At 56.6% G+C, this 25,246-nt stretch carries 20 protein-coding genes, 1 tRNA gene and 2 pseudogenes; 9 read left to right on the forward strand and 14 right to left on the reverse strand.

The window, feature by feature from the left end; translation table 11 throughout:
* Window positions 1-43: 43 nt before the first annotated feature.
* The gene (locus IAU67_RS02070; RefSeq protein WP_151843282.1) at window positions 44-412 is read left to right on the forward strand and encodes an FKBP-type peptidyl-prolyl cis-trans isomerase; all 369 of its coding nucleotides are present in this window, start codon (window positions 44-46) and stop codon (window positions 410-412) included.
* Between the two features lie 349 nt (window positions 413-761).
* Entirely contained in the window at window positions 762-1,670 is a 909-nt protein-coding gene (locus IAU67_RS02075; protein ID WP_151843281.1) for an SGNH/GDSL hydrolase family protein, read from the forward strand.
* A gap of 3 nt (window positions 1,671-1,673) precedes the next feature.
* On the opposite strand, the gene IAU67_RS02080 is transcribed toward IAU67_RS02075, so the two are convergent.
* Both IAU67_RS02080 and IAU67_RS02085 read right to left on the reverse strand, forming a co-directional pair.
* The gene (locus IAU67_RS02080; RefSeq protein WP_151843280.1) at window positions 1,674-2,852 is read right to left on the reverse strand and encodes an ABC transporter permease; all 1,179 of its coding nucleotides are present in this window, start codon (window positions 2,850-2,852) and stop codon (window positions 1,674-1,676) included.
* Entirely contained in the window at window positions 2,849-3,730 is an 882-nt protein-coding gene (locus tag IAU67_RS02085) for an ABC transporter ATP-binding protein (RefSeq protein WP_151843279.1), read from the reverse strand. The genes IAU67_RS02080 and IAU67_RS02085 overlap by 4 nt, the downstream gene beginning before the upstream one ends.
* A gap of 181 nt (window positions 3,731-3,911) precedes the next feature.
* Between IAU67_RS02085 and IAU67_RS02090 the strand changes: the two genes are divergently transcribed.
* Both IAU67_RS02090 and IAU67_RS02095 read left to right on the forward strand, forming a co-directional pair.
* Window positions 3,912-4,775, forward strand: a complete 864-nt coding sequence (locus tag IAU67_RS02090) for an aldo/keto reductase (protein ID WP_151843278.1) — start codon at window positions 3,912-3,914, stop codon at window positions 4,773-4,775.
* Window positions 4,776-4,793: 18 nt separating this feature from the next.
* Window positions 4,794-5,555, forward strand: a complete 762-nt coding sequence (locus tag IAU67_RS02095) for an enoyl-CoA hydratase (protein WP_151843277.1) — start codon at window positions 4,794-4,796, stop codon at window positions 5,553-5,555.
* Here IAU67_RS02095 and IAU67_RS02100 read toward each other — a convergent pair.
* On the reverse strand, window positions 5,542-6,381 hold the full coding sequence (locus IAU67_RS02100; RefSeq protein WP_187767942.1) for a methyltransferase domain-containing protein: 840 nt from the start codon (window positions 6,379-6,381) through the stop codon (window positions 5,542-5,544). The two genes, IAU67_RS02095 and IAU67_RS02100, sit on opposite strands and share 14 nt — an antisense overlap.
* A gap of 68 nt (window positions 6,382-6,449) precedes the next feature.
* On the opposite strand from IAU67_RS02100, the gene IAU67_RS02105 reads away from it, so the two are divergent.
* Complete coding sequence (locus IAU67_RS02105; RefSeq protein ID WP_151843275.1) at window positions 6,450-7,592, forward strand: LLM class flavin-dependent oxidoreductase; 1,143 nt, start codon at window positions 6,450-6,452, stop codon at window positions 7,590-7,592.
* A 2-nt stretch (window positions 7,593-7,594) separates the two neighbouring features.
* Window positions 7,595-8,281, forward strand: a complete 687-nt coding sequence (locus IAU67_RS02110) for a CE1759 family FMN reductase (protein WP_151843274.1) — start codon at window positions 7,595-7,597, stop codon at window positions 8,279-8,281.
* Here the strand turns inward: IAU67_RS02110 and IAU67_RS02115 are convergent.
* The 8 genes and pseudogenes from IAU67_RS02115 to IAU67_RS02150 form a co-directional block, all read right to left on the reverse strand.
* Window positions 8,278-8,916: an Ltp family lipoprotein gene (locus tag IAU67_RS02115; RefSeq protein ID WP_225723612.1), complete on the reverse strand. Its 639-nt coding sequence runs from the start codon at window positions 8,914-8,916 to the stop codon at window positions 8,278-8,280. The two genes, IAU67_RS02110 and IAU67_RS02115, sit on opposite strands and share 4 nt — an antisense overlap.
* A gap of 416 nt (window positions 8,917-9,332) precedes the next feature.
* Window positions 9,333-10,532: pseudogene (locus IAU67_RS02120) on the reverse strand (cation:proton antiporter); the annotation flags it as partial.
* Between the two features lie 33 nt (window positions 10,533-10,565).
* Window positions 10,566-10,934 carry a metal-sensitive transcriptional regulator gene (locus IAU67_RS02125; protein WP_151843272.1) on the reverse strand — a complete coding sequence of 123 codons (369 nt, stop codon included), beginning with the start codon at window positions 10,932-10,934 and terminating at the stop codon, window positions 10,566-10,568.
* 26 nt (window positions 10,935-10,960) lie between these two features.
* Window positions 10,961-13,246 carry a heavy metal translocating P-type ATPase gene (locus IAU67_RS02130; RefSeq protein WP_370452046.1) on the reverse strand — a complete coding sequence of 762 codons (2,286 nt, stop codon included), beginning with the start codon at window positions 13,244-13,246 and terminating at the stop codon, window positions 10,961-10,963.
* Between the two features lie 9 nt (window positions 13,247-13,255).
* A complete protein-coding gene (locus tag IAU67_RS02135) occupies window positions 13,256-13,465 on the reverse strand; it encodes a heavy-metal-associated domain-containing protein (protein WP_151843271.1) in 210 nt (69 codons plus the stop codon).
* Between the two features lie 313 nt (window positions 13,466-13,778).
* The gene (locus IAU67_RS02140; RefSeq protein ID WP_151843270.1) at window positions 13,779-17,468 is read right to left on the reverse strand and encodes a DEAD/DEAH box helicase family protein; all 3,690 of its coding nucleotides are present in this window, start codon (window positions 17,466-17,468) and stop codon (window positions 13,779-13,781) included.
* 295 nt (window positions 17,469-17,763) lie between these two features.
* Complete coding sequence (locus IAU67_RS02145) at window positions 17,764-18,936, reverse strand: restriction endonuclease subunit S (RefSeq protein ID WP_151843269.1); 1,173 nt, start codon at window positions 18,934-18,936, stop codon at window positions 17,764-17,766.
* Between the two features lies 1 nt (window position 18,937).
* Complete coding sequence (locus IAU67_RS02150; protein WP_151843268.1) at window positions 18,938-20,512, reverse strand: class I SAM-dependent DNA methyltransferase; 1,575 nt, start codon at window positions 20,510-20,512, stop codon at window positions 18,938-18,940.
* 172 nt (window positions 20,513-20,684) lie between these two features.
* Here IAU67_RS02150 and IAU67_RS02155 point away from each other — a divergent pair, with 172 nt between their 5' ends.
* Window positions 20,685-20,957: a mycoredoxin gene (locus IAU67_RS02155; RefSeq protein ID WP_151843267.1), complete on the forward strand. Its 273-nt coding sequence runs from the start codon at window positions 20,685-20,687 to the stop codon at window positions 20,955-20,957.
* A gap of 28 nt (window positions 20,958-20,985) precedes the next feature.
* Here IAU67_RS02155 and IAU67_RS09885 read toward each other — a convergent pair whose 3' ends face one another.
* The gene (locus IAU67_RS09885) at window positions 20,986-21,366 is read right to left on the reverse strand and encodes a TM2 domain-containing protein (protein WP_151843266.1); all 381 of its coding nucleotides are present in this window, start codon (window positions 21,364-21,366) and stop codon (window positions 20,986-20,988) included.
* Between the two features lie 158 nt (window positions 21,367-21,524).
* On the opposite strand from IAU67_RS09885, the gene IAU67_RS02165 reads away from it, so the two are divergent.
* Window positions 21,525-22,454, forward strand: a complete 930-nt coding sequence (locus IAU67_RS02165) for a Fic family protein (protein ID WP_187767943.1) — start codon at window positions 21,525-21,527, stop codon at window positions 22,452-22,454.
* 42 nt (window positions 22,455-22,496) lie between these two features.
* Here IAU67_RS02165 and IAU67_RS10100 read toward each other — a convergent pair.
* Window positions 22,497-23,406 (reverse strand): annotated as a pseudogene (locus IAU67_RS10100) (DUF3800 domain-containing protein).
* A 480-nt stretch (window positions 23,407-23,886) separates the two neighbouring features.
* Between IAU67_RS10100 and IAU67_RS02175 the strand changes: the two are divergent.
* Window positions 23,887-25,065, forward strand: coding sequence for an IS481 family transposase (locus IAU67_RS02175; protein WP_151843304.1), 1,179 nt, complete (start codon window positions 23,887-23,889; stop codon window positions 25,063-25,065).
* Between the two features lie 105 nt (window positions 25,066-25,170).
* Here the strand turns inward: IAU67_RS02175 and IAU67_RS02180 are convergent.
* Window positions 25,171-25,243 (reverse strand) — tRNA-Arg (locus IAU67_RS02180).
* Window positions 25,244-25,246 lie beyond the last annotated feature (3 nt).

Raw genomic sequence — 25,246 nt, forward strand, 5'->3', positions numbered from 1 at the left:
CTGGCACAGACTTTAGATACATCATTGACAAAGGAGTCTTCAGATGTCTGATGCACAATCCAAGCCGCTCATCGAAGTAGATGGTGGTGAAGCGCCCCAAGATCTGGTCATTGAAGACATCACCGTGGGCACGGGTAACGAGGCCGTGGCAGGCGGTCAGGTAGAGGTTCACTACGTGGGCGTGGACTTCGAGACCGGGGAAGAGTTTGACTCCTCCTGGGATCGCGGACAGTCCATCGAGTTCCCTCTGAACGGTCTGATCCAGGGCTGGCAGGAAGGAATCCCTGGAATGAAGGTGGGAGGCCGCCGTAAGCTGACCATTCCACCGGAGAAGGCCTACGGCCCAGCCGGTGGATTCCACCCCTTGGCGGGGCGGACCCTGGTGTTCGTGATCGACTTGCTGAGCGCGTAAACGCGCGTCGCGCGGCTCGCAGCAACCGTCGCGCGGCCGACAATCACGGATGCAGCCGCAGGAATAATAGCGGCATAATCGCTGATAAACGCGCTGATAAACAAAAAACCCTGGTGTATTCACCAGGGTCTTTTGCATGTTTAATGTGTAGTTCTCATTATTCTTTTGTGCAAAAGAATGGTTTAAGGAAAATAAAATGGAGCTTTTAAAAAGTAAACAACCTGAGTTTTTCTTATGTCTTTAGCTGTGTGTATTATGTTTTTCGGAGTTAATACTCAGGATATATTCAGGCAACATGAGCTGCGGGACTGGCCGCTGATGCTGCTGACATTCGAGAGGACTTATATTCATGAAAAAGACTTTTGCGCGCTCAGTAATGGCAACCGCAATTGCGGCCGCTGCAACGCTTGCACCTGGTGTTGCTGCCACGTCTTCGGCACTCCCATTGCCACCAGCCCCACAGCTTCCAGCGGCTCCCCAGCTGCCAGCAGCCCCACAGCTCCCAGGACTGCCACCACTTCCATTCCAGGCTGCACCAAAGGGTGCACAGATGGTCACCTTCGGTGACTCCTTCACCGCCAACGGTGGCACGAACCCAGCGCGCAACGAAGGTACCCGCGTGCAGTGGAACCCAATGTGCCGCACCGACCACAACAACTGGGCCAAGGAAGCCGCACGCCACCTCAACAAGTCCATCGCAGACTACTCCTGCAACGGCACCACCGCAGGTTCCGTGAACCTGTACCTGGAGACCGCCATCGCTAACGGCGACCTGGGACCTGAGACCCAGGACGTTGTCCTCATGTACGGCGGCCTGGACCCAAGCTTCTACATCGACGGTGCCGGCAACGTGCTCAACCTGCCCACCCCAGTGGGAACCCCCTACCAGGCTCAGCTCTTCGCCCTGAAGGAGCGCATCCGCTCCGTAGCGCCGAACGCTCGCATCACCCTGGCTAGCTACCCACGCCTGATCGACAACGATCGCGTGTGCCCAGTGGGTATCGCCAACGTCCCAGTCCCAGGTGGCACCGGAGCCGAGAACGCGGTGAACCGCTCCATCGCCAACGCAGCGCACGTCCTGGGCATGCACTACATCGATGTGCACGCAGCGTCCGATGGCCACGGCCCATGCGCCGCCCCTGATCAGCGCTGGGTCAACATCATCCCAGAGCCATCCTCCCCATCCGTGATGCCAAGCCACCCAACGGACCGTGGCCACATCGCCATGGGCGAAGTTGTGGCCAACGGCCTGCGCTAGCGCCTACTTACCGGCAATAGCGGTCTTCCAAGACATCTTCTGACCATTGTGCAGGATCGCATTCTTGTAAATGCGAGCCACCAGCATAATGATCAGAACGGTGGCCACCAAGGTCACACCGAAGGATCCCAGAACCTGGATCAGGTTCATATTGCCCGCCGCCAGCTGTAGCGGAGCTACCGACAAGCTGGTGGGTGGGATCCATGCCAACACGGTCATGACGGTGGAATCCAAGAATTGCCACCCGAAAAAGGGCGCGTAAATCATTGCAAAGACGAGTAACAGGATGGGGGCCTGCGTCGACTGCAAATCTTCCGTTCGGGACACCAGGGAACCCGCAGCCGCATACAGACTGCCGAAGAGCAACATGCCCAGGACGAACGCCACCAGCATCAGCAGCAAGGTTCCATAGTCAAAGTCCACATCCTTGGCAAGACCCGTGAGCGACAGTCCCACCGCTCCCACGCCCATGATCAGCGTGGATGCCACCACACCGAACAGCGTGTTCGCGATGATCTTGCCCGCCAAGAAGTCCGTGGGGCGAGCCGATGCCAAAATGATCTCCACCACGCGGGAGGATTTCTCCTCTGTCACACGGCTGCCAATGTTTCCCGCGAACAGCATGACGAAGAAGCACATCATGCCGACCGCGATCATGACCGTGACGATAGCGGGGTAGTTGACGTCGTCGTCAGATTGCTCGTCCAGGGAGACCATCGTGACCGTCGACGCCGGCATCGCCTTCTGAAACTCTTCCGGCGAAATGCCCAGTGTGCTGAGCGCCTGGTTCTGAGCCATGGACGAGATCACGCCCTCAACCAGGGAATGCAGGGCAGGATCGGGAGTGTTATCGAAGACGAAGTCCACGCCGTTGTCAGTTTTCACCACAGCAGCATCCGCGTCGCCGTCTTTGACGCGGGCTTCGGCGTCGGAAGAATGATCAAGGACGGTGACGGTCACGGCGGAGTCGGTGGCCTGCTCAAACGGCTCGGCGGACATGCCCACCACGGCCAACGTCTTCGGGTCGGCTTCCTTGTCGGAGAAGAATCCCACCAGGCCGATCGCAGCCACCATCGCGACCAGCATAATCGCCAACGAAATCAGGATCGCTTTCGACTTCAGGGACACCTGAATCTCACGCTGCACCACGGTGGACACAGTTTTTGCGGAAGAGTAACTCATGATTCCACGACCTCCTGGAAGAGCTCAGACAGATGGGGGATACGGCGGCTGAAAGAATGCACAGGGCCTTGGGCCAGCGCGGCGTTCAGGATTTCCTGGTCCTGGTCTTCGCCGCGGGCCTGCAGCAGGACGTGATCCTCCGACGCCTCGACCAGCTGCGTTCCCTCCGGGTACCAATCGCGCGCTGTCGTGTGGATCTCATAGATCACGGGGCCGCGGGTGCGCAGTTCATCCACCGTGCCCTCGGCCTTCATGCGGCCATCGCTGATGATTCCCACGCGGTCGCACAGGCGCTGCACCAGATCCAGCTGGTGAGAGCTGAACAGCACAGGCACGCCCTGTTTCGCCCGATCGACTAGCAGCTGCGACATGACATTGACTGCGACGGGGTCCAGGCCGGAGAAAGGCTCGTCGAGGATCAGTAGCTCAGGATCGTGAATCAACGACGCCGCCAGCTGCACCCTCTGCTGGTTTCCCAACGATAGTTGGTCCAATTTATCATTGGCTCGCTCCGCCAGTCCCAGCTGCTCAAGGAGCGCCTCAGCATTGCGGGCGGCTGCAGCTTTGTTCAGCCCGTGAAGACGGCCGAAGTAGCCCAGCTGGTCGGCGATCTTCTCCTTGGCGTACAGGCCGCGCTCCTCGGGCATGTAGCCAATGCGGCGGCGCAGATCCTGGTTCATGGGGGTGTCCCCCACCCGGACCTCACCGGAATCACAGGCCAGAACTCCCAGGGCGATGCGCATCGTGGTGGATTTGCCCGCACCGTTGGAGCCCACGAAGCCGTAGATTTCGCCACGGCCCACGTGGAAGGTCATGTCATGGAGGACCTGGTGGTCTCCATAACTCTTGTTCAGATGGTCAATATATAACGTATCCATAGAATGAATAAAACGTCCTTCAGTGTTTGTGTGTCCCCGGAAAAAGCTGGCGTGAGCAGCTGACATGGATATACATGGAGCGTGAACATGGGTGGAACACAGCGCGACAACCACGTGAAAACAGCCACATGAATAGCCGGACGCACAGCGAGCTCAGCCGGAAACGCGTACAAAGGATTGCATGAGTGACATTAGCCTGAACGATGGAACGACGATACCCCAGGTTGGGTTTGGCACATGGCAACTCAAGGGCGACGTGGCCTATGAATCCACGCTCGCTGCAATCACGGCCGGCTATCGCCACATCGATACCGCGGCGATTTACGCCAACGAGGAAGAGGTGGGGCGCGCCATCGCAGAGGCCATCAGCCAGGGCATCGTCACCCGAGAGGACCTGTTCATCACCACCAAGTTGTGGAACGCAGATCAGACCCGCGCCGCCGAAGCCCTGGACCTGTCCCTGTCCAAACTGGGTCTGGACTATGTGGACTTGTACCTGATCCACTGGCCATGCCCCGGCTACGGACAGTACGTGCCGGCGTGGAAGGCGATGATGGAGCTGAAGGACGCGGGCAAGACCCGCTCCATTGGCGTGTGCAACTTCTACCCGGAGGCGCTGGATGAGCTGATCGCTGCTGGCGCCACCCCCGTGGTCAACCAGATTGAGATCCACCCCGGGTTCTCTCAGGACGAGATGCGGGAAGAAAACGCGGCACGCACCATCACGACGCAAGCCTGGTCCCCACTGGGGCAGGGCACCGTGCTGGAGAACAAGGAAATCCTGCGCATCGCCGAAGAAGTGGGCAAGACCGCAGCTCAGGTGATTATCCGCTGGCACATTCAGCGTGGGGACGTGGTACTGCCACGTTCCTCCAATGCCGGGCGCATCGCCCAGAACCTGGATGTGGCGGATTTCAAGCTGAGCAATGACCACATGGCGATCATCACCGCCCTGGATGATTTGGCCGATCAGGAGGAGTCGGGTGTGACGGGCAGGGTTGGCCCACACCCTCATGAGTTCAATCGGGACACCCCGGCTGAATAACAGGGCTACAGTAAATGCATGACAGTCCAGAGCCTGCGAGTAGAGCGCGATAGCCACAATCCTCACGTTGCGATCATCACCTTGAACGATCCGGACAAGCGCAACGCGCTCGACGCGGCGAAGGCCAGCGCTCTGGAGAATGCGATTATTGAGCTGGAGGCCACTCGCCAGACTGATCAGCCCGTGAGGGTGATTGTGATCCGCGGCGAGGGGCCTGCTTTTTGTGCGGGTGCGGATCTGTCCGGTGGGGTGTACGCCCGAGACTTTTTCGATTCGCTCACGCGCATGCTCACCGCGATTGCGCGCTGCCCGATTCCGGTGATTGCCGATGTGCAGGGGCCGGCGGTGGGCGCGGGTTGCCAGGTGGTTCTGGCCTGTGACCTGCGCGTCTTTGGGGACCGTGGTGCCGTATGGGTGCCCGCGGCGCAGCATGGATTCGCGCTCGATACGTGGACGCATCAGCGTCTGTGTGAGTTGGTGGGCGGGGGACATGCGCGCAACATCATGATCGGGGCGGCCACCATGGGGGTGGAGCAAGCCCTCGCCACGGGATTCGCGTCCTTGCACGCGGATCCCGCTGGGGCTGTGGAGTACGCCCGCACGATCGCGGCCCAGGCGCCGCTGTCCATGGAGCACTCCAAGCGTGTGCTCAATTCCGCCGACGCCAGCCGGGACCCATCCCTCGACATGCTCTTCCGGAAGGCGTGGGCCAGCGAGGATGCACAGGAGGCGCGGGCTGCGCGTGCGGAGAAGCGGGTGCCCCGGTTTAGAGGGCAGTGACCGTGGCGACGACCTCCACGTGGGGCATGATGAACAGCGCGCCGGGAGTGTCCTTCCAGGTGTTCCAGCCTTCGACGATCTGTGCGATGGCTTCCTGCGTGGTTGTCCTCTGGCCGGACGTCTGGGCTGAGCTTGGCTCCAGCTTCCGAGAGGTGTTCTGTATGTCGCCGAGTGCGACGGCCACGCGCTGCTGGTAGTCCTCGTCCTGCGTGCGCGCAACCCACGTGGACGCCAGGTGTTTGCGCTGCTCCGACGAGGCGTAGGTCCCGTTGCTGGAGCTCACCTGCAGATCGTCAAGACCGGCCTGCACGAACCAGGTGGGCAGGTGGCGGCCAGCATTCGGTTGCGCATCGGCAAGGTCTGCAACCACGGAAAACACAGCGCGCCAGCGCGACAACCCAGGATGCGGTGGGTACCAGGTCATCGCTCCGTAGTCCACTTCCCGAGCGGCGATGAGTCCACCCGGTGCGAGCACACGCGCACATTCTCGCAGCGCTGCCACGGGATCCGGTACGTGGTGTAGAACCTGGCTTGCGAACACCACGTCGAAGGAGTTGTCCTCGAACGGTAGGGCGTCCGCATTGCCCTGGGTGAAGGACACGGCGGATTCGCGTTCGGCGGCGGCTGTGGTGGCTGTAGCGATGGCGTCGGGATTTATGTCCACACCCGTGACCTGGGACGCGGCACCACTTAGGGATTCGACGTGCGCGGCCAGGTCCAAGGTCAGGGAGCCGTGGCCGCAACCTAGGTCCAGCAGGCGCGTTGTTGCCGTGAGGTGGGGGAGGAGGAATGCGGTGGCGTGGGCGTGGGGCAGGTGTTGGCTCATGGTCTCAATACTACGGCATCTCCGACTCATTTAGTTGATGTATCAACTACTTTGTGTATGATGAGGCTATGCAATTCGGAATCTTTACTATCGGCGATGTCACTACAGACCCCACGACCGGGCAGACACCCAGCGAACATGAACGCATTCGCAACACGGTGGCCATGGCGAAAAAGGCTGAGGAGGTAGGCCTGGATGTCTTTGCGACAGGCCAGCACCACAACCCGCCGTTCGTTGCGCCGGCCAACCCTCCGATTCTTCTGGCGCATCTGGCTGCTCAGACGAGCAACATCCAGTTTTCAACGTCCACGACCCTTATCACCACTACGGATCCGGTCCGTATCGCAGAGGACTACGCCTATGTGCAACACCTCGCTGATGGCCGCGTGGATCTGATGATGGGGCGCGGCAACACCGGGGCGGTGTACCCGTGGTTCGGGGCGGATATCCGGAAGGGAATCCCGCTTGCCATTGAGAATTATCACCTTCTGCGCCGCCTGTGGCGTGAGGAGAATGTGAATTGGCGCGGGGAATTCCGCACACCACTCCAGTCCTTTACCTCCACTCCGCGACCGCTTGATGGAACCCCGCCCTTTGTCTGGCACGGTTCGATTCGCTCTACGGAGATAGCAGAGCAGGCCGCATTCTATGGCGATGGGTTCTTCCACAATCACATTTTCTGGACGCTTGACCACACCCAGCAGATGGTGAACCTGTACCGTCAGCGTTTTGAACACTATGGCCACGGCCGGGCTGACCAGGCCATTGTTGGTCTGGGCGGCCAGGTGTTCATCGGCGATACGGAGAAAGAAGCGAAGAACTTCTTCCGCCCGTACTTCGATAATGCCCCGGTGTATGGACATGGTCCTTCCCTGGAAGACTTCGAGCGTTCCACGCCGTTGACTGTGGGTACAGCGGAGCAGGTCATTGAACGGTACCTGAGCTATGCCGATGCCGTGGGTGATTACCAGCGCCAGTTGTTCCTCGTTGATCATGCGGGCTTGCCGCAGGATGTGGTGCTCGAGCAGATTGAGATCCTGGGTAGGGACGTGGTTCCTGTCCTTCGGCGAGAATTTGAAGCCCGACGCCCGGCGCATGTTCCTTCAGACCCTCCGACCCACGCCAGCTTGGTTGCCGACGGAGCTTCATCCCGTCACCATGCCGTGACACCTGCAGTGATGTCAGACAACGATACTCAGGACGGTGAGTAGTCATGAAAAAGTTGGTTGTTCTGAATGCAGGGCTATCGACTCCATCCACCACGCGGATGCTCGCGGAGCGGATTTCCGGTGCGGTGGAGTCCAATGTTGCTCGTAAAGGGGAGGGGATTGACGTTGCTTACATTGATATCCGCTCTTTGGCAATGGACTTGGCCACAATGATGAGCACTGGCATTCCTTCGGAGGGGTTGCGCCACGCACACGATGAGGTGAGTAATGCCGATGCGCTTATTGCGGCAACCCCGGTTTTTGCTGCAAGCTATTCAGGCCTGTTCAAAATGTTTGTGGACACGTTGGACACAGATTCTCTTAATGGAATGCCGATGATCATTGCGGCCACCGCAGGAACGGCGCGCCATAGTCTCGTTCTCGACTTTGCGCTTCGTCCTTTGTTCACCCATTTGCGAGCGGTCATCATGTCTACCGGAGTATTCGCTGCGACAGATGACTTTGGCGCGGATTCAGGCCTCGACAACAGAGTTCAACGCGCAGCCGTGGAACTGGCTGACCATATCGTGTCCACTGAGGGGGCGGTTGCTGGGCTGGCTCCAGCAATGGATCGTCCCCAGCATCACTCGGCGCGGGATACGGGGGTTCACCTAGTGCGAACCAGTGGAACTCAGGTCGATACCAACGTCACGGATTTCATGACTCTGTTGCGGGGACACGACGGCAACTAATTGCCTAGATTGTCTACCGCGTACTGTGCCTCCTCTGGGGTAAACTTCTCGCCGTATTCACTGGTCAGCTGGTCAAAGATAGCGCTGGGAGACATTGACATGTGCTTTTCGTACGTCTTTGCCTTCTCTAGCGCATTCTTGTTGTAGTCTGCCTGCAAGTTATCCACCGCATATTGGGCGGCATCCGGACTGAACTGTTCGCCGTATTCGCTGACGAGCTGGTCGTAGATTCCCTGACGGGACATGTGCATCATGTCCGAGTAGGTCTTGGCCTTGCGTGCAGCGGATTGGAACTCCCGGGGGACGGACTCGGTAGCGCGCTGGGGCTGAGGGGCTTGTTCCTCCGACTCCATTGCTGCCGGAGCGGCCATGGGTTGTTCGTTGTCCCCGCTGGTGGCCTGCTCTGTGGGGATGGCGGCTTCCTGCATGCCCAGTGAGGATGCCACGGTGGAGGAGTTTTCTGTGGAGTTTTTGTCTCCGCCACCGCCGGCCACTCCGATGATGATCAACACCAGGAAGATTCCTGCGGCGATGGCGGCCCACGTGCGCATGCCGCCTTTCTTTTTCTGGGGAGTGTGTGATTGTTGGTTGGTGCCGGGCTGGTGGTACGGGTTCTGATGATGGGGAGCAGTCATGGGTGACTCCTAGTCCTCTGGGTCAGGTTTGATGGGACCTGACGCGTGAAAAGAAACGTCTGCTCTGTACGGCACTGGGGGTGCTGCAGGAGCTGAGAATCAATCTAGTTTTCACCACATACACTGCGTCCCAAAACTAAGTGAAAAAATCGAACGCGGGAACGAAGTGCCAGCGTGTGGGCTATGGTGTAGGAGTCTCGGCTGGAGTGTTTTCTGCAGGTTTAGTTGTCAGAGGAGCGCTTGTCGAACACGCGCGCCATGTCCTCGTGAATCTCCTCATGCGGAGAATCCTTCTCTGTGGACTGAGTCGCAGGAGCGTGCACTGCCTGGGGAACCGGTCGAGACGGAGCATCGGAATCGGTGGCGGAGGATTCCTCATCCTCGGACTCATCGTTGCTGACCTCTTCGCTGGACTTAATCACGTACGCCAGCAGTGGGAACAGCAGGACCGTCAAGGATCCGGCGGCCACCAGCACGGAGGCGATTTCTTCCTCGAGGAACCCAGATTGCAACGCCACTTCGGTGACCGCCACAATGATCGGCAGCGCGGTGGCCGCATACAGCGATAGTTGCAGACGCTCGCGCCAGTCTTCGAGCTTGGATCCTGTGTCCATGAACTGCTCCCGCAGGAAGATCGGCAGACCTCGGGTGACGTAGATGAGGGGAACCAGCAGGACAGTCATCCAGGGGTGCTTGGCCACGGCGTCCGGGTCGATGCCCATGCCGGAGCACACAAAGAACACGGGAATGAACAGGCTGAAGGCCACGATGTCCAGCAGGTGCTCCATGGTGTCGGAGCGCTCTGGGGTGACCAACTGCCGCAGGATGAAGCCAGCGGCGAATGCTCCCAGCACCACATCCAGTTCGAAGACGGCGGCCACGGCCATCAAAATAGCCAGGATGGTAATCACCAGGCGCAGGACCGTTTGGTTATTGGAGCCGGCGCCGTCGGCCATGGCTCGGCTGAGCCACGGCGCGATGAAACTCACCACAGACGGTAGCAAGGCCACGGTGATGGAGATGAGGACGAAGAACAGGAGGATGGCGATGGTCAGCCAGGTGGCGCGGGTGGACAGCAACAGTGCCATGGCCAGGATGGGTGCGATTTCGCCGATCGCTCCATGAATAAGCAGGGACTTTCCCACGTTGTTGTTCAGCATGTCCTGTTGCCTCATGATGGGCATCAGCGTGCCGACGGCAGTGGAAGTCAGCGCGATGGCCAGAACAATGGCGGTGGCGCGGTTCTCAGATCCGAGTAGGACGAAAGCGCCTCCGATGCACAGCAGAAGGCAGACCAGCCATGTGCTGATGGCGCTGCGCGATTGTTTGCCGCGCAGATCTTTGGGATTGATTTCGAATCCGGCGAGGAGGAAGAGCATGCCCAGGCCGATTTCACGGATGAGTCCTACGCCTCCGTCGAGGCTGGCGAGCCCCAACACGTTGGGGCCGATGATCATGCCGAATGCGATGAGCAAGACTGTGGCGGGGATGCGTTTGCCAGTGGCGAAGGAGATTAATGGGCTGAGCAGTGCCGCGCCCATGATCCATGCGAAGGAGGCAAGGACGTCTGGATTCACCGCGCCCGCGGCGAGTACAAGTTCATCGCTACCTGTCATGAGGGGAATACTACAAGATTGTGAGGCGGGTTTTTAAAAGCGCATGAGGCGCTTAATAGCGCTGCTGGCTTCTGCTATTTTCTCTTGGGTGAGTTGCTCGTCCTGCATGTGCGCGGCGTCCAGAACACAATGGTGAAGATGGTCTTCGAGGAGACCAGTGGCAACTCCTTGGGCGGCTTTCGTGAGCGCGCTGATTTGGGTGAGGATGTCGATGCAGTATTTTTCCTCTTCGATCATTTTTGCGATACCGCGGGCTTGCCCTTCCAGCCGCTTCATGCGGCGCAGATAGCTTTCCTTGTCAGCGATGTAGCCGTGTTGGTGATTCTCAGAGCCGCAGTGGTTGCACTCGGTGGGCTCGGTGGACTCGGATGGGGTGGCGAGGTTGTCGTATTCGATAGTCATGGTGTGCTGGCCAATCTGAGGTTCTTTTATGAGTGGGTGGTGGAGCGGAATCGACGCAAGCGCAGACTGTTGCCCACCACAAAGACGCTTGAGAAGGCCATCGCTGCGCCTGCCAGCATAGGATTGAGCATGCCGAATGCCGCGATGGGAATGGCCGCGGTGTTGTAGGCGAAGGCCCAGAAGAGGTTGGACTTGATGGTGGACAGTGTGGCTCGGGATAGGCGGATTGCGTCGACTGCGCTGGTGAGGTCACCTCTGACCAGGGTGATGTCTGCGGCTTCGATGGCCACGTCCGTGCCGGTGCCCATGGCCAGGCCGAGGTCTGCTTGAGCGAGCGCGGGGGCGTCGTTGATCCCATCGCCCACCATGGCTACGACCTTGCCTTGGTCCTGGAGCTCGCGCACCACGTCCACTTTGTCTTGCGGCAAGACGTCCGCGTACACGTCCGTAATGCCCACCTGGTCGGCGATGTGGTGTGCCACGGCTGAGTTGTCACCGGTTAAGAGAATGGGGTGAAGACCCAACTGTGTGAGCTGCTGGAGTGCTGTGGAGCTGCTGTCTTTCAGCGTGTCGGCTACAGCGATGAGGCCGTGTACCTGTCCGTTCCAACCCACGGCCACGACTGTTGCTCCGCTGTGTTCCGCGGATTCCTTCGCCTGGAGGAGGGAAGGGGCGATAGAAGAGGAATCCTCGAAGAGGCTCAGCCGTCCCACCTGAACGTTCTGCCCGTCCACGGTCCCGCTGACACCGCGGCCCTCGAGGTTGTGGAAGTCCGTCACGGTAGGTAGAGTGCCTGCGCGCTCAGTAGCCGTGCGGGCGATGGCCTGGGCGATGGGGTGTTCGGATGCGCTTTCAACACTTCCGGCCATGGCGAGAACTGTCTCTGCATCGCTGCCGTGAACCTCCGGGGAGGTAATGACGTCCACAACTGTTATCTTCCCTTGGGTGATCGTTCCGGTTTTATCCAGCACGATCGTGTCCACTGCGCGGGTGGATTCCAAAACCTCAGGCCCTTTGATGAGAACACCCATCTGCGCACCGCGCCCGGTGCCCACTAGCAAAGCCGTGGGGGTTGCGAGCCCCAATGCGCACGGGCAGGCGATAACCAACACAGCGACAGCGGCAGTGAACGCCATCGTGGCACCGTGGCCCGTCGCAAGCCAGGCGATCAACGTGACGAGGGCAATCACCAGGACGATGGGCACGAAGACCCCGGAAATACGATCGGCCAGGCGCTGGACCTGAGCTTTTCCGGTTTGCGCGTCCTCCACCATCGCAGCCATGCGCGCAAGCTGCGTATCGTTGCCCACGCGAGTGGCTTCCACGAGCAACCGGCCGGAGGTGTTGATCGTGGCACCAGTGACCCTGTCCCCAGGAGCTGCATCGACGGGCACAGATTCGCCCGTCAGCATGGAAGCATCAACGGCGGAGTGGCCCTCCATGATCACGCCATCCGTGGCGATCTTCTCACCGGGACGCACCACGAAGTGGTCGCCGATGCGGAGCTGAGTCACCGGCACACGTACTTCGGTACCGTCCCGCACCACGGATACTTCTTTGGCGCCCAGTTCCATCAGGGCACGCAGAGCCGAGCCCGCTTCGCGCTTGGACTTCTTTTCAAAATAGCGCCCGGCCAGCACGAACATCGTGACGCCTGCAGCGGCTTCCAAATAGATATTCGCATCACCATGGGAGTGGGTGAGCGTGAAGTGGAACCCATGCTTCAGTCCGGGCTCACCGGCTGAGCCGAAGAAAAGAGCATAGAGCGACCACAGAAAAGCGGCAGCCGTGCCCATGGTGATGAGGGTGTCCATGGTGGCGGTACCGTGTTTGAGGTTCGCCCAGGTGGCCTTGTGGAACGGCCAACCAGCCCAGACCACTACAGGTGCAGCCAGCGTGAGGGAGAGCCATTGCCAATTCGTGAACTGCAACGGCGGGATCATCGCCATCGCGATGACGGGAATAGTGAGGATGCTCGCCCCGATCACGCGCTGCCGCAGGCTGGTGAGTTCCGGATCAGAGTGCTCTTCCGGATCCATGGCGTCCAGCGCCGGCTCTTCCTCACGAACAGTCGCATCCGTTGCCGAATACCCCGCCCCTTCCACGGTGGCGATGAGTTCCTCTACGGTCACTCCAGGTGCGGCAAGAACGGAGGCCTTTTCCGTGGCGTAGTTCACGCTGGCGTCCACGTGAGGAAGCTTGTTGAGCTTGCGTTCGATGCGGTGAGCGCACGACGCGCAGGTCATGCCGCTGATCGCGAGCTCGTAATGATCGCTGAGGCCGGCGTCGGTCGACATGGGGACGGTGCTCATCGCTGCGGCCTAGCGTGCGGTGACGGTGTAGCCAGCTTCCTCAACGGCGGCGATCACGGCGGATTCGTCGACCTTGCCGTCTGCGGTGATGGTCAGGACGCCGGTGGTGGCGCTCACGTCCACGCCGGTGACGCCGGGAACTTCGGAGACTTCCTCGCGAACGGATGCTTCGCAGTGTTCGCAGCTCATTCCGGTGACGGAAAACTCTTGGGTGCTCATGATTGTCCTCCTCGATAGCAATTGTGTGAGGATACCCTCCGGGGGTATCTGCTTACGTCACCAATTTATACCCCTATGGGGTATCTTGCAAGGGGGGTGAATTACTTGAGTTTGTCCCACGCATTGCCCTCGTAATCAGTGGCTAAGACAAACGAGGACCGGCCCTGGACTCCCACCTGAGTGGGTAGCGGAACCGGTCATGTTGACTTCTACTATACCGTCTGCTTTCTGGTTCAACACCTCAGGAGGGGGTCGGCGTGATTCACGGCTGATCGCCATGGAACTTCCGCGAACTTGAACGAGAGCCGGGGGCCTATTCAGCCTTTGCGCTGCGTTCAATTTTCTCCAGGTGTTCGCGCAGCTCCACGATCACTCCTGTACGTCCATCGAAGATGTCGATCACTGAACCTTCTTCATCGAAAGGAGCCTGGAAAATTTCCTCATAAGTCACTCCTCCGTTGTGTACCAGCACGTCAACCAGTGTTTTAATGAAGCGGATCTGCGCCGCGGTCAAGGTGGAGTTGTTCAGCAAATCTTGAAACTCCTCGAGCATGGCAGTCTTGTCCAATCCAACCAGCCGACGTATAAATGCCGGGATCGAATCCCCACCCAAACGCTGACGCAACTCTTCAATACCTTCCGAATAGCCAGGCTCGCCACCGTCGGCTTCTGCCACGATAGACTCCAGCGTGGCCACATCTGTGGCAGTCAAAGGGCGTGCAGTTCTCAACTTCATCATTGCCACATTATTTGAATGCTCTTCCAGTAGGTCGCGCAGGCGTTGTTCCACACTAGTCATGTAAGACACTGTGGTGACTGCTGCATGAGGAGTGAACTCCTCCACGCTTAATTCGCCCATCTCATCGGCAATGTCCAAAATTACGGGACTGCGCTTGCTCTTAGGGATAAATTGAATGAGGTCGCGCAACCCTAGACGAATTTCTTCCAGATCTTCCACGGTCACGTGAGCCCACCAGTCCACGTTCAGAACTCGCTCCATGAAGGAACGGTGCTGAGCTACCGCCGGTATATTCGTGCTGACTGCCATGAGGTCATCCGCCATCTTTTCCACAGCCTCGCGAAGTGTATGGAACTTCGGAGAGCTGTTTAGTAGATCCGCTTGAAGTTGCAACACCAGAAGGTCAAACCGTTTCGCGCTCTCGGAATCTTTCATAGTGAGCAGCGGTAGGTGTGCAATATGGTTGACCAGATTCTGAACGTCTCTTTCCTCTAGGCTGTTCCACTCTTCCCGGGTGCTGAACCGCAGCAAGGTTTCCTTATCTTCGGGCCTGACCATGATGTTGTCCAAGGGAATGGAGGCCGTGGCGGTGTACAACTCATCCGCCAGTCTTGTTCGAAACTCTGGCGATACTTGATGACTGTCTAATTGACCAAGTAAATACGCTCGATGTGTAAATAGCTTCTCTGACAAAGAGTGAGGACGTTGGACAGAGACCTCGGTTGCAGATCCTAAGAAAAACTGATCTATATTGTCGCAGAAGTCAAAGATCAAAAAGTTTTGCTTATCTCGATCAGGGCCAAACAGATTCGGGCATAAACGTGTTCCGCGACCTACCATCTGCCAGAATTTGGATGGAGAATATACTGGCTTGAAAAAGACCAGGTTAACTACCTCCGGAACATCCACCCCGGTATCCAACATGTCCACGGAAATAGCCACATTGACTGGCCCATTGGGCTGGGAGAATTCATTCAAAGCGCTCTGCGGATAGCGCGTGTGATTGGTGATAACCGAGGCGCCTTTTAGAGAGTATTCTGGGAAAGCCGCATCGAAAACCTCTTTAATTAGTTCCGCATGCTTCTGACTACGCGCGAAGATGATGGTCTTGCCCAGCTGATCGCCACCCACGCGAATCGCGTGTTCCACTACGGTTTTCAGAACCTGCCGAATAGTATCTCGATTGTACAGGTATCGGTTGATGTCGGCCGAAGAAACCTTGTCCGGCGGGTTTAAACGTGAACCGTCTTCATCCGTACCCCATTCGGCCATATCCCATGCCACCTGCTCTTCGGGGGAGAGTTGGTCATACTTGACGCCCCGATGCATGAATTTGGACTCTTGCTTCAAGGTTTTAAACGGAACCAGATTTCCGTCCTTGATTGCCTCATCGAGGCTGTATTCGTACGTCGGCGTATTATCATCTACGCCAAAAAGTGCGTACGTATCGTGATTGATATCGGACTTAGGTGTTGCTGTCAGGCCGAGAACGTAGGCGTCGAAATAATTCAAAATTCGACCGAAATGGTTATACACGGAACGATGAGCTTCATCCACAATGATCAAGTCAAAGTCGAAGGGATTAAAACGTGCCGAGTTAGCACCATCATCGTTGATGAGGTTCATGATTGTGTGATGAGTGGAGATGTACACGTCACCCACTTGATCCGGATTCTCTAGCAGATTCACCGGTGAGGATTGTGGATAGAGGTTCAAGAACGCTTTATGTGCCTGATTTACAAGAGCGGTTCTATCTGCGAGGAAAAGAACTTTGCCCACCCAACCGGCGTTACGTAGAAGCTTAGCGGTGGCTACAGCGACTCGTGTTTTGCCTGTACCGGTTGCCATTACCAGTAGTGCTTGGCGATGCCGTTGTTGTTCCAGCGTTTCTGTTAATGCACGGATGGCTTCGAGCTGGTAAACGCGTCCGCCTGCGCCCGCAATCTCTGGGTCTACTTCCATATTCGCCAGAGACGAGCGCGTGTTCCGTCGTGCTATCATTCGCCGCAATTGTGGAGCATTTGGAAAGCCCTCTACCTCGCGGGCCGGGTAGCCAGCGCCAGATCCGGGAAGGTTTGCTGCGTCGTCGATAATGTCAATCTGGAAACCATTGGTGCAGAACATCACGGGGCGCTGACCGTAGGCACGTTCTATGCAATCAGCGTAGAGTTTCACTTGCTGTGCGCCCGCGCTCATGGACTCCATTGCTTTTTTCGCTTCAATTACGGCAAGAGGGGTGCGGTCATCGTCCCATAAAACGTAATCTGCGTAGCCCATGCCGCTGGGGGTGGGCATGCCTGTGAGCTTCAGTTCGCGGGTTATTGAATCGCCAGTGAAACCTGCGTCGGCGAGCATTGGGTCGATGAGTTGGCGGCGAGTCTCAACCTCGCTAATCGCCAAGGGAGCAGTGGGGCGTCCTGTATCTACAGACTTCGAAGCCTGTTGTTTGGCCAATTCGGCTTGGAGCTGTTCAATTTGCGCCGCGAGCTCACGTTCGACTTCCTCTTTCGCAACTCGTTCGGCTTCTGCCCGCGCCTCCGCGTCCGCGAGTTGTGACTGTGCCTGCATCTGCGCGTTACGGCGTTGCAGCTCAAACTTTGCTTTTTCCCGCAACCGTTGAGCTTCTGCATCGCGCATTTTTTGTTGCGCCTCATCGAGGAGGAGCTTTTGCTGCTTGTATTGCTGGTCCTTCTTTTCTAGCTCCTTGAGGTATCTTGCCGTCTCCGCCTGTGTTCGGCCGGGCAGATGGAGGCCTGTTGTGTCAGCCGATGCCTGCCCGAGCAGGGAGGGGTCGAATCCCGCCTGTGGGCCCGGAGCTAATTCGGGGTAGGCGGAGTGGTGGCGTGCTGCCCACACCATTACGTCATAGAGGTGGCCCGCGGTGTGGCGTGCTTTGTCTGATGTGGCGGGGGTTAGTCTGCCTTGGAGGTCATCCGCGTGCGCGGCGTTGTTGCCGTTTTTGCGCAGGATGTGCAGTTTCTCCATGATGGTGGTGCTGCGTACTTCTTCATAGAACGCGCGGTCTTTCATTAGGTCTAATAGGGATCTGCGCTCTGTTGGTCCTAGAGATCGGAAGGCCCAGATGTGGTGAACTACGCGTTCCACGACCTTGCGTGCGTAGAAGCAGGAGATGACTGGGTCTGCATCTACGAAGCGTTCAACTTTGAGGCATTCTTCATGGGCTTTGGGCCAGATATAGCGCAGGAAGTTGAAGTTGCTGCGTGGGGTGGCGTGTCCGTGGTTTGAAGAGGCAGGAGGGTTCATAGGTGCAAGTATTTCTGGAGTCTAACTAAAGTGCTTATTAAGTGTATCTCAGATGATCTTGCTTTTTGTCATTCTCGGTTTGATCGCATCAGCTTTCTTGAAATGCACAAGGCTCAACCCACTCGGCTTGCATGAACCAGAGCATCGCTAGCCTGTAGCTCCTTGCGGTCCTCTGAGGTCACACCGTCACGCTGAGCCACAGCTTCAATCAACGGGCGCCGTTTCCATCTCTTCCCATCAGTGGCCAACTGCTCCAATACTAGGATCAGGTACCCGTCCCGCTTCCTTTCCGGCGTCAGAGTTCGCCTTGGAAGGCGCGGGTAGACAGTACAGCTTGAAGTTGCTTGAGTAAGCCCAGCTTTTCTTGCAACCTTCCAGTTACATATTCGATGCCTTGGATAGTAGCTGCCAACGCGTGTTGCTCGGTGGAACTCAATTCGGGGACCTGAATCTGAAGAAACGCAGATTGGGTTATATTCTTCATGCTCCCACCGCTTCCTGTCGCCTTCGCACTGATCCGCGCTCTGACTTGCCTGTGCTGAAGGATCCCCACTAATGCGCTTGGGTCAGCAGTGTCCTTCAGCTCGAGACGCCACAATTTATCTGGAAGATATAGGTTCGAGAAATCTCCCTTTATCAGCGCCGACGCTCCCACTAACTCCATAGTGTTAGCGCGGCTCACCAGAATATCGCCCCGGCTCACGGCATGCTGCGGAGCCGGCTCATAGTCGTCAGGCAATGGCTTGGATTCTTCCGGCAAGAACTCGCCGGTAGTCACCGAGCTAACTTTAAGAACTCGATTTCTCACGTTGTCCGAAGTGGCTTCTTTAAGGCTCTTTCCAGAACTTATGCCCTCAACGTAGTGCGACAGTGGGCACTGGGGCTTTCCGAGGATAAATCGCTCAATTTCTGACTGCTTTAGTAGAAGGAGATTCGATAGTTCATTCTGAGTCGCCTGTACATTGTGGACAGTCTCATCAAGTAGTACTGCGATGCGGTGTTGTTCCTCCAGTGGGGGGAGGGGGAACTCAACCTGTCCCAGTGATTTCTTGTTGAGAGTTTGGCCCATCACAGCTCGACTACCTTCGAGGTTGGCGCCGTAGTGGCTCATTGCATGGAACAGATAGCCATTGGATAAGGAAGCCCTATCTTTGGGCAGAAGCGCCGCGATTGCCTCGTTGGTGTACAGGGGAATCTTTGATACGCCGACTTTCCCAATGGTGAGCTTAAAGGAAAAGAGCACGGTACCTGGGTCGCACAGTCGCGGTCGAGTCTCCTCGACAGCGAGATCAGTGATCTGCTCTGCAGTGCTGGAAAGTGCACTGCCCTGGTTCATGTCCTTAATCGACAACCAGGGATGACCGGAACCCCAATACGCCGGATTCTTTCGAGACGGTGTCTTTCCAATCGATATGTCGCATACGTCTCCGAGCTTCACCATGGGCCAATCGTGATGTGTGGTGGTCATGTTATTTGCCTTCCGTGAGCATGGCCTTGAGCTTGGCCAGGCCGGCGGCGATGTCCTGGTCCAGCGTTTCGATCTCGGCGATGATTTCTAGCGGGTCGCGGGTCTCAGTAGCCTCCAGGATGATTTCCTTGTACCGGTTCATCGACAAGTCAAACCCGGCAGCAGCGATCTCCTCCCGTGGCACAGTAAACGAGTACTCCGTGCGTGCCCGGTCCCGTTCGGTGGTGGTGCGCTGATGCCAACGGGCCACCACATCCGGCAGGTTATTGAGTACTGCTTGCTCAGCTGTCAGGGTCACCGGTTGGGGGTCAGCAGCAAAATCTGGGTCATCAAGATCCTGAATATGAGAAAGTGGTGCAGGGCCCAGCAAGCGAGCCTCTAACAAAGGGGTGCGCTTATCATCCAACGAAAAGCCATCAGCGGTGACGTCGTAGAACCACACATCGTCCGTCCCACCGGAATCCGTGCGTGTGAAGCACAGGATCGCGGTAGACACCCCGGAGTACGGCTTAAACACGCCAGAAGGCAGCTTAATCACTGCATCCAGGCGCTGATCCTCAACCAAGTGTTGACGCAGCACCTTGTGCGCCTTGGTGGAACCAAACAGCACACCCTCAGGCACAATCACAGCCGCGCGCCCACCGGGCTTGAGTAGCTGCAGAAAACGGTTGAGGAAGAGCAACTCTGTCTTCTTTGAGGTAGTCACAGCCTTTAGAGCCGGATCAATGGTCTCCTTATCCAGGCTTCCGGCAAACGGCGGATTCGCCAGCACCAGGTCGTAGGCTTCGTGATGCACAGCATCGAGCTGTTGGAGGGAATCCCGGTAGGAGATGTTGGGCTCCTCGAACCCATGCATGAACATGTTCATTGCCGCGATGCGCACCATGGTCTTATCGAAGTCGAAGCCTGTGAGACCAAGTGAGTTATAAGACTCGCGTGTTGTTTTGGTGAATAGCTCCGAGCGATGATGGGACTTAATCCAATCGTTAGCCGCCACAAGGAACCCGGCAGTGCCGCACGCTGGGTCGATAACGCGCTGCTGAGGTGTGGGTTCCATGAGAGACACTATTAGGTCGATGATGTGACTAGGGGTGCGGAACTGCCCATTTTTACCCGACGTGGATAGCTTATCCAGCATGTATTCATAAAGGTCTCCGGTCAGGTCCCTATTGCTGAATGTCAATGAATCGATCAGCTCCATGACGCGTGCCAAGGTGGCTTCGGACTCAATCTCAAAAGTGGCGTTCGTCATGTGTTGTTGGTAGCCCGTGCCGCCCATGGTTTTGATGAAATCAAATACCTCGGTGGAGATCGTACGTTTCCGGCGGGTGAGATCGGAGTCATTAATGAGGTTTCGCCAACGAAGATGCTGCTGATCGCGATCGAAAATTGGAGGGGGAGTGGTGGGATCGGCAAGAGCAAGGCGCTTGTCGATGTTGACCTGGCGATCGTCAAGATTCTTGATGAACAGCAGGAATGTGAACTGTTCAATGACTGTGATCGGGTTGGAAATGCCTCCAGACCAGAAGGTGTCCCAGATCCGGTCGACATGAGTTTTCAGTGCGCCTGTAATCATAGCTAATACCTTAAGCTGCCCGACGTGCGTCGCGGCTGATCGCCATGGAACTTCCGCGAACCTGAACGAGATCCGGGAGTGGATTAGACTAGTCGCACTAGAATGAGGACAATGCGCTGAGCTCAGCAGGTAGCCAGCAGTCATCGAACGCATAAGAGCAAAGGAGCTGGCCATGGCAGCCACCGACATCACCGACAAGGTCACCGTGTACTACGCAGACTGGTGCCCCTACTGCAAGAAGCTGATCACGGACCTTAACGCGAACAATATTCCCCATACCTTAATCGACGCCGACAACGGTCCACATGCCGCAGAGGATTCCGAATGGGTGAAGTCCGTGAACAACGGCAATAGGGTCGTGCCAACGGTGCGCTTTTCTGACGGCACGCACATGACCAACCCACCCGTGGCGGATGTTGCCGCCAAGCTTGAAGAATTGAGCTGATTCTTTAGCGGCGAACCACGGGGGATGGTTAGAACGAGGTGAGGCCGTTTGCGGCGAATATCTCGTCGCGAATGGCCCGGTTCTTCCTCCGCATCTCGAAAGTGATGAAGAATGCATCAATGAGGGTCCATAGTCCGAACCCTCCCAGTGTGAGCGTCATAAACACCGCGTAGACGATGTTGCCCAAGTAGTAACGGTGGGCACCGACGGTTCCTAGGAATAACCACAGCAGCCACATTACTATGGGGTTCTTTTTCCTATCGTCGTATTCCATCTGCGCTTTTTGGGCACGGAGTGGGTCCACGCTTTGTGGTTGATTGCTCGGGAAAGCTTGGGGCTGAGGCTGGGCGTTGTTGCTGTGGTGGTAACCGGAGGAGTAGGGGTTTTCTGGGCGTCCGGCGATGGTCATGGTGTGTCCTTGTCTCACGGGGACGCTCGTGGGGTGGTCCCGTGGGGTTGTGTTATTGGTTCTCTCAGTTTATTCCACTCAACGGAAGATAGCAGATCTTCTGCGTTGGAGGTTACATAATGTCGTCGAGTTACAAGCCACTCAAGACCCTGTTTCACATGGCTGACGGAGATGGGGACGTTCGCGTGGCAGATGAACTTCGGCGTCGATGGGATTCGCCAACTACACATCACTGGAGCTATGTGGTGAGAGATGATCGGATCTTTGTGCTGATGACTACCGCGCTGTCTCGATTGATAGATCGTATTTGGGTCAATGAGGTGAGCATCGCTGGCATCTGGCAATCCTTGCCAGAAAGTGTGCGGAGTAGTTATACCACGCAACTGCTGGTGAAAGAGATTCGTTCCACTCATGAGATCGAGCACATCTATCTCACTGGCGCAGAGATTATGGATGCCTTGACCGCTGTGCATGGTCTTGCGCGAAATGGAGGAGAGGTAGGCAGGTCTTTTATTAAAATGGTGCGAACTTACACCGAGGCATTCAACGCAGATGGAGCATTGCGATACCCCCAGACTGTTGGAGATATTCGGCAGGTCTATGACATGCTGCTTTCACATGAGCTGGCCGATGAGGATGTGCTTGATGGGCAACTCTTCCGGGCGGGAAGCGTATCCATCTCTAACGGCATGAACACTATTCATGCTGGTGCGGTGGGGGAACAGAATATCATCGATAGAATGCAGGTGATGCTCGACTCCTCCACGGATCGGCAAGGCAAGGGGTTGGTCAACGCAATGGTAGAACACTTTATGCTGGAACACACCCATCCCTTTTATGACGGCAATGGTCGTTTCGGACGATTTCTGCTGACCATGAGGTTGGCGCAGCTGCTTTCTAAGCCAACTGCTTTGTCGCTTTCTGGGCATCTTCTTGCCCATAAGACGCGTTACTACAAGGCATTTCAAGACGCTGAGCACCCCAAAAATCACGCTGAGCTGACGTTCTTCGTTCAGTCAATGTTGTCCTTCCTGCAATCTGCTCAGGAAGAATTGCTGACTCACCTCAATGAACAGTTTGAGCGTTGATCTTCTAAGGTTCAAAGTTTTCAATCCTAGGATGGATATGATCTAGTTTGATGATTTGAAGGTTGCGGCACGTATACGTTCTAGTTTTTGCATATTTTCTTTATCGAGGGAAGAGCTACGTGTTGAGTCGAAAAGTGACCGTTCAGAATTGAGGATGTCGGAATGGTTTAGGTCATTAATGGTGTGCTGGTGAAGGTGTATCTTGGATTCGTAAGTAAATAATCCTCGAGCTGATTTCAGCTGTTGTGCCTCGGGAACCCAGTGGTATCGGGAGTCTTCTACGAGTTGGTAGTCAATAGCTCGCTTGACGAGTGCGCAGATCCAGTCCGCAAATTGAATGTTCGTTGAAAGCTCGCTATCAATATGCATGGGCGGTTCGATGAGGCGTCGCATTTCAGGGTGCTCTGACGAGCGGCCAAGAATATGTGCGTACATTGCGGGCAGCCGTTGAATTCGAGATTTTTCATTAACTTGGTCGATCATGACAAGAACGTTTGATTTCTTCGTGTCAGCGTAACGCGCAATGCGATTGAGAGCTTCGCGCATCGCTGTCTCTTCGCGTTCTTTGAACTCGAGTTGTCCGCAATTGGTTTCTTTGGGGGGTTCCAACGGGTTTCTCTCCTGCATAGTAGAAAAGGCGCCCCTTGAGCTGCCGTAGCTCTCCTATGAGCGACCCTAAGATTCGTAGATTTTGTGGTCGCTCCTCGGCTACTTTTGCGAAGAGGAGGTCTGCTCCCTTTTTCTCCCAGCGTCCAGGATCGATATCTACTGGTATTTCCTTTCGAAAGAATACTTTTTTATGATGGGAAAAGTATGCTCCAAAGTCTCGGACTTTTTGTTCGGGAATTATGAATCCGCCGTATCCAAACGCTGGACTGTCGCTAAAACGAGAATGCCTAGGATGGACAAAGGCGCCAGGGCTTCCGATTTCATCGAGATAGGCGAAGAGCATGGATGATCTACTTTCGTCTAAAAGCACAGGGACTCAACCGCTTCTGCAGTGAGTCCCTGGAGTTGCTGCCCTGGGTATTCTTGCATATGCTCAACCCTGGCTTACGCACATCACGTTACAGGAAGCTGTGGATGTGTACAATGCTGGGGGCAACTAGGGGGTAAGTTCGTTTGTTGTCCAAAGTGTACACCATAGCTAAAAACAAATACCGCCCCAGGTAAAGAACAACGTCCCAACCCTAGAGCGGTATCTGTCAACCATGTCGCGACTGACAGTGTCAACTATGTCCCGACTGATCACAATGCGCCCCAGAGAGTGTTGTCCGTCAGGACATAGTTGACACATTCTTCCTGCGGTTTTCTCAGTGATAGTTGACAGATCAGTCAGGACATACTTGACACCCTGGCCCCCTGACCCGGCGGGCATGATAGTTGACAGCTCAGTCGAGACATCGTTGACACAACTCACCGATAATGAGCCATGAGCTACAACAACCCCAACCTGGCAATCGTCACAGCAATCCGCAAACAACACATGACAGTCAGCCAAGCCGCCAAAAAATTCAAACGCTCACGCCAATGGATCTACACACTGCTCGACCGCTACGACCACGGCGGCCCGGACGCAGTCCAACCCCGATCAAAAGCACCCAAAACATCCCCCACCAAAATCCCAGACACCCTCGCTGATGAGATCGTCGCCATCCGCAAAGAACTCACCAGTAAAGGCGCCGACAACGGACCCGAATCCATAGCCTGGGTACTCCAACAACGCGGACTCCGCAGCCCCGCAGAATCAACCATCAGACGAATCCTCACCACCCGAAACCTCATCACACCCCAACCCCATAAACGCCCCAAAGCCTCACTACGCCGATTCGCAGCCACACTGCCCAACGAATGCTGGCAAGCCGACGTCACCTACGTCAGGCTACGCGACGGACGCACCATCGAAGTCCTCGACTTCCTCGACGACCACTCCCGCTACCTGCTCTACCTCACCGCCTTCTACCGCGTCCACGGCCCCACCGTCGTCACAGCCATCGAAGAAGTCACAGCCACCTACGGACTTCCCCAATCCACCCTCACCGACAACGGACTTATCTTCACCGCACGCCTAGCAGGCGCCAGAGGCGGGAAAACAGGCTTCGAAAAATTCCTCGAAACCCACTCCATCAAACAGAAAAATGGTCGACCAGCTCACCCACAAACCCAAGGAAAAATTGAACGCTTCCACCAAACACTCAAAAAATGGCTCAAAGCCCGACCGCCTGCAGAAACACTCCCGCAACTGCAAGCACTCCTCGACGAATTCCGCACCTGGTACAACAACGACCGCCCTCACCGCGCCCTAGGACGAAACACCCCACACCAGGCATACAACGCCCTGCCCAAAGCCAGCCCACAACCACTAGTAACCGAAGACAACCGAGTTCGACACGACAAAGTCGACACATCAGGCCGCATCACCCTACGCTTCGCCGGAAAACTACGCTACCTAGGAATCGGCCGATCCTACGCAGGAACCCCAACACTAACCGTCATCACCGGCAACACAGCCACCACAACCAACGCCACCACAGGAGAACTCATCGCCGAACACATCATAGACACCCAGCGCCAATACCAACCCAAACTCCCCAAGAACACCCAGCACTAAAAACAAATACCGCCCCAGGGAAAGAACAACGTCCCAACCCTAGAGCGGTATCTGTCAACCATGTCGCGACTGACAGTGTCAACTATGTCCCGACTGATCACAATGCGCCCCAGAGAGGAATCGAACCTCCGACACCGGCTTTAGGAGAGCCGTGCTCTATCCACTGAGCTACTAGGGCATA

Origin of the sequence: Corynebacterium zhongnanshanii, assembly GCF_014490575.1 — a bacterium.
GTDB classification, from domain to species: domain Bacteria; phylum Actinomycetota; class Actinomycetes; order Mycobacteriales; family Mycobacteriaceae; genus Corynebacterium; species Corynebacterium zhongnanshanii.

What these genes read in the sequence shown, in the direction of transcription:
- IAU67_RS02090 (WP_151843278.1), top strand. Translation starts at nt 3,912, where the DNA reads ATGAGTGACATTAGCCTGAACGATGGAACGACGATACCCCAGGTTGGG.
- IAU67_RS02150 (WP_151843268.1), bottom strand. Translation starts at nt 20,512, where the DNA reads ATGATTACAGGCGCACTGAAAACTCATGTCGACCGGATCTGGGACACC.
- IAU67_RS02075 (WP_151843281.1), top strand. Translation starts at nt 762, where the DNA reads ATGAAAAAGACTTTTGCGCGCTCAGTAATGGCAACCGCAATTGCGGCC.
- IAU67_RS02110 (WP_151843274.1), top strand. Translation starts at nt 7,595, where the DNA reads ATGAAAAAGTTGGTTGTTCTGAATGCAGGGCTATCGACTCCATCCACC.
- IAU67_RS02145 (WP_151843269.1), bottom strand. Translation starts at nt 18,936, where the DNA reads ATGACCACCACACATCACGATTGGCCCATGGTGAAGCTCGGAGACGTA.
- IAU67_RS02095 (WP_151843277.1), top strand. Translation starts at nt 4,794, where the DNA reads ATGACAGTCCAGAGCCTGCGAGTAGAGCGCGATAGCCACAATCCTCAC.
- IAU67_RS02070 (WP_151843282.1), top strand. Translation starts at nt 44, where the DNA reads ATGTCTGATGCACAATCCAAGCCGCTCATCGAAGTAGATGGTGGTGAA.
- IAU67_RS02130 (WP_370452046.1), bottom strand. Translation starts at nt 13,246, where the DNA reads ATGAGCACCGTCCCCATGTCGACCGACGCCGGCCTCAGCGATCATTAC.
- IAU67_RS02140 (WP_151843270.1), bottom strand. Translation starts at nt 17,468, where the DNA reads ATGAACCCTCCTGCCTCTTCAAACCACGGACACGCCACCCCACGCAGC.
- IAU67_RS02115 (WP_225723612.1), bottom strand. Translation starts at nt 8,916, where the DNA reads ATGACTGCTCCCCATCATCAGAACCCGTACCACCAGCCCGGCACCAAC.
- IAU67_RS02125 (WP_151843272.1), bottom strand. Translation starts at nt 10,934, where the DNA reads ATGACTATCGAATACGACAACCTCGCCACCCCATCCGAGTCCACCGAG.
- IAU67_RS02155 (WP_151843267.1), top strand. Translation starts at nt 20,685, where the DNA reads ATGGCAGCCACCGACATCACCGACAAGGTCACCGTGTACTACGCAGAC.
- IAU67_RS02165 (WP_187767943.1), top strand. Translation starts at nt 21,525, where the DNA reads ATGGCTGACGGAGATGGGGACGTTCGCGTGGCAGATGAACTTCGGCGT.
- IAU67_RS02085 (WP_151843279.1), bottom strand. Translation starts at nt 3,730, where the DNA reads ATGGATACGTTATATATTGACCATCTGAACAAGAGTTATGGAGACCAC.
- IAU67_RS02080 (WP_151843280.1), bottom strand. Translation starts at nt 2,852, where the DNA reads ATGAGTTACTCTTCCGCAAAAACTGTGTCCACCGTGGTGCAGCGTGAG.
- IAU67_RS02105 (WP_151843275.1), top strand. Translation starts at nt 6,450, where the DNA reads ATGCAATTCGGAATCTTTACTATCGGCGATGTCACTACAGACCCCACG.
- IAU67_RS02100 (WP_187767942.1), bottom strand. Translation starts at nt 6,381, where the DNA reads ATGAGCCAACACCTGCCCCACGCCCACGCCACCGCATTCCTCCTCCCC.
- IAU67_RS09885 (WP_151843266.1), bottom strand. Translation starts at nt 21,366, where the DNA reads ATGACCATCGCCGGACGCCCAGAAAACCCCTACTCCTCCGGTTACCAC.
- IAU67_RS02175 (WP_151843304.1), top strand. Translation starts at nt 23,887, where the DNA reads ATGAGCTACAACAACCCCAACCTGGCAATCGTCACAGCAATCCGCAAA.
- IAU67_RS02135 (WP_151843271.1), bottom strand. Translation starts at nt 13,465, where the DNA reads ATGAGCACCCAAGAGTTTTCCGTCACCGGAATGAGCTGCGAACACTGC.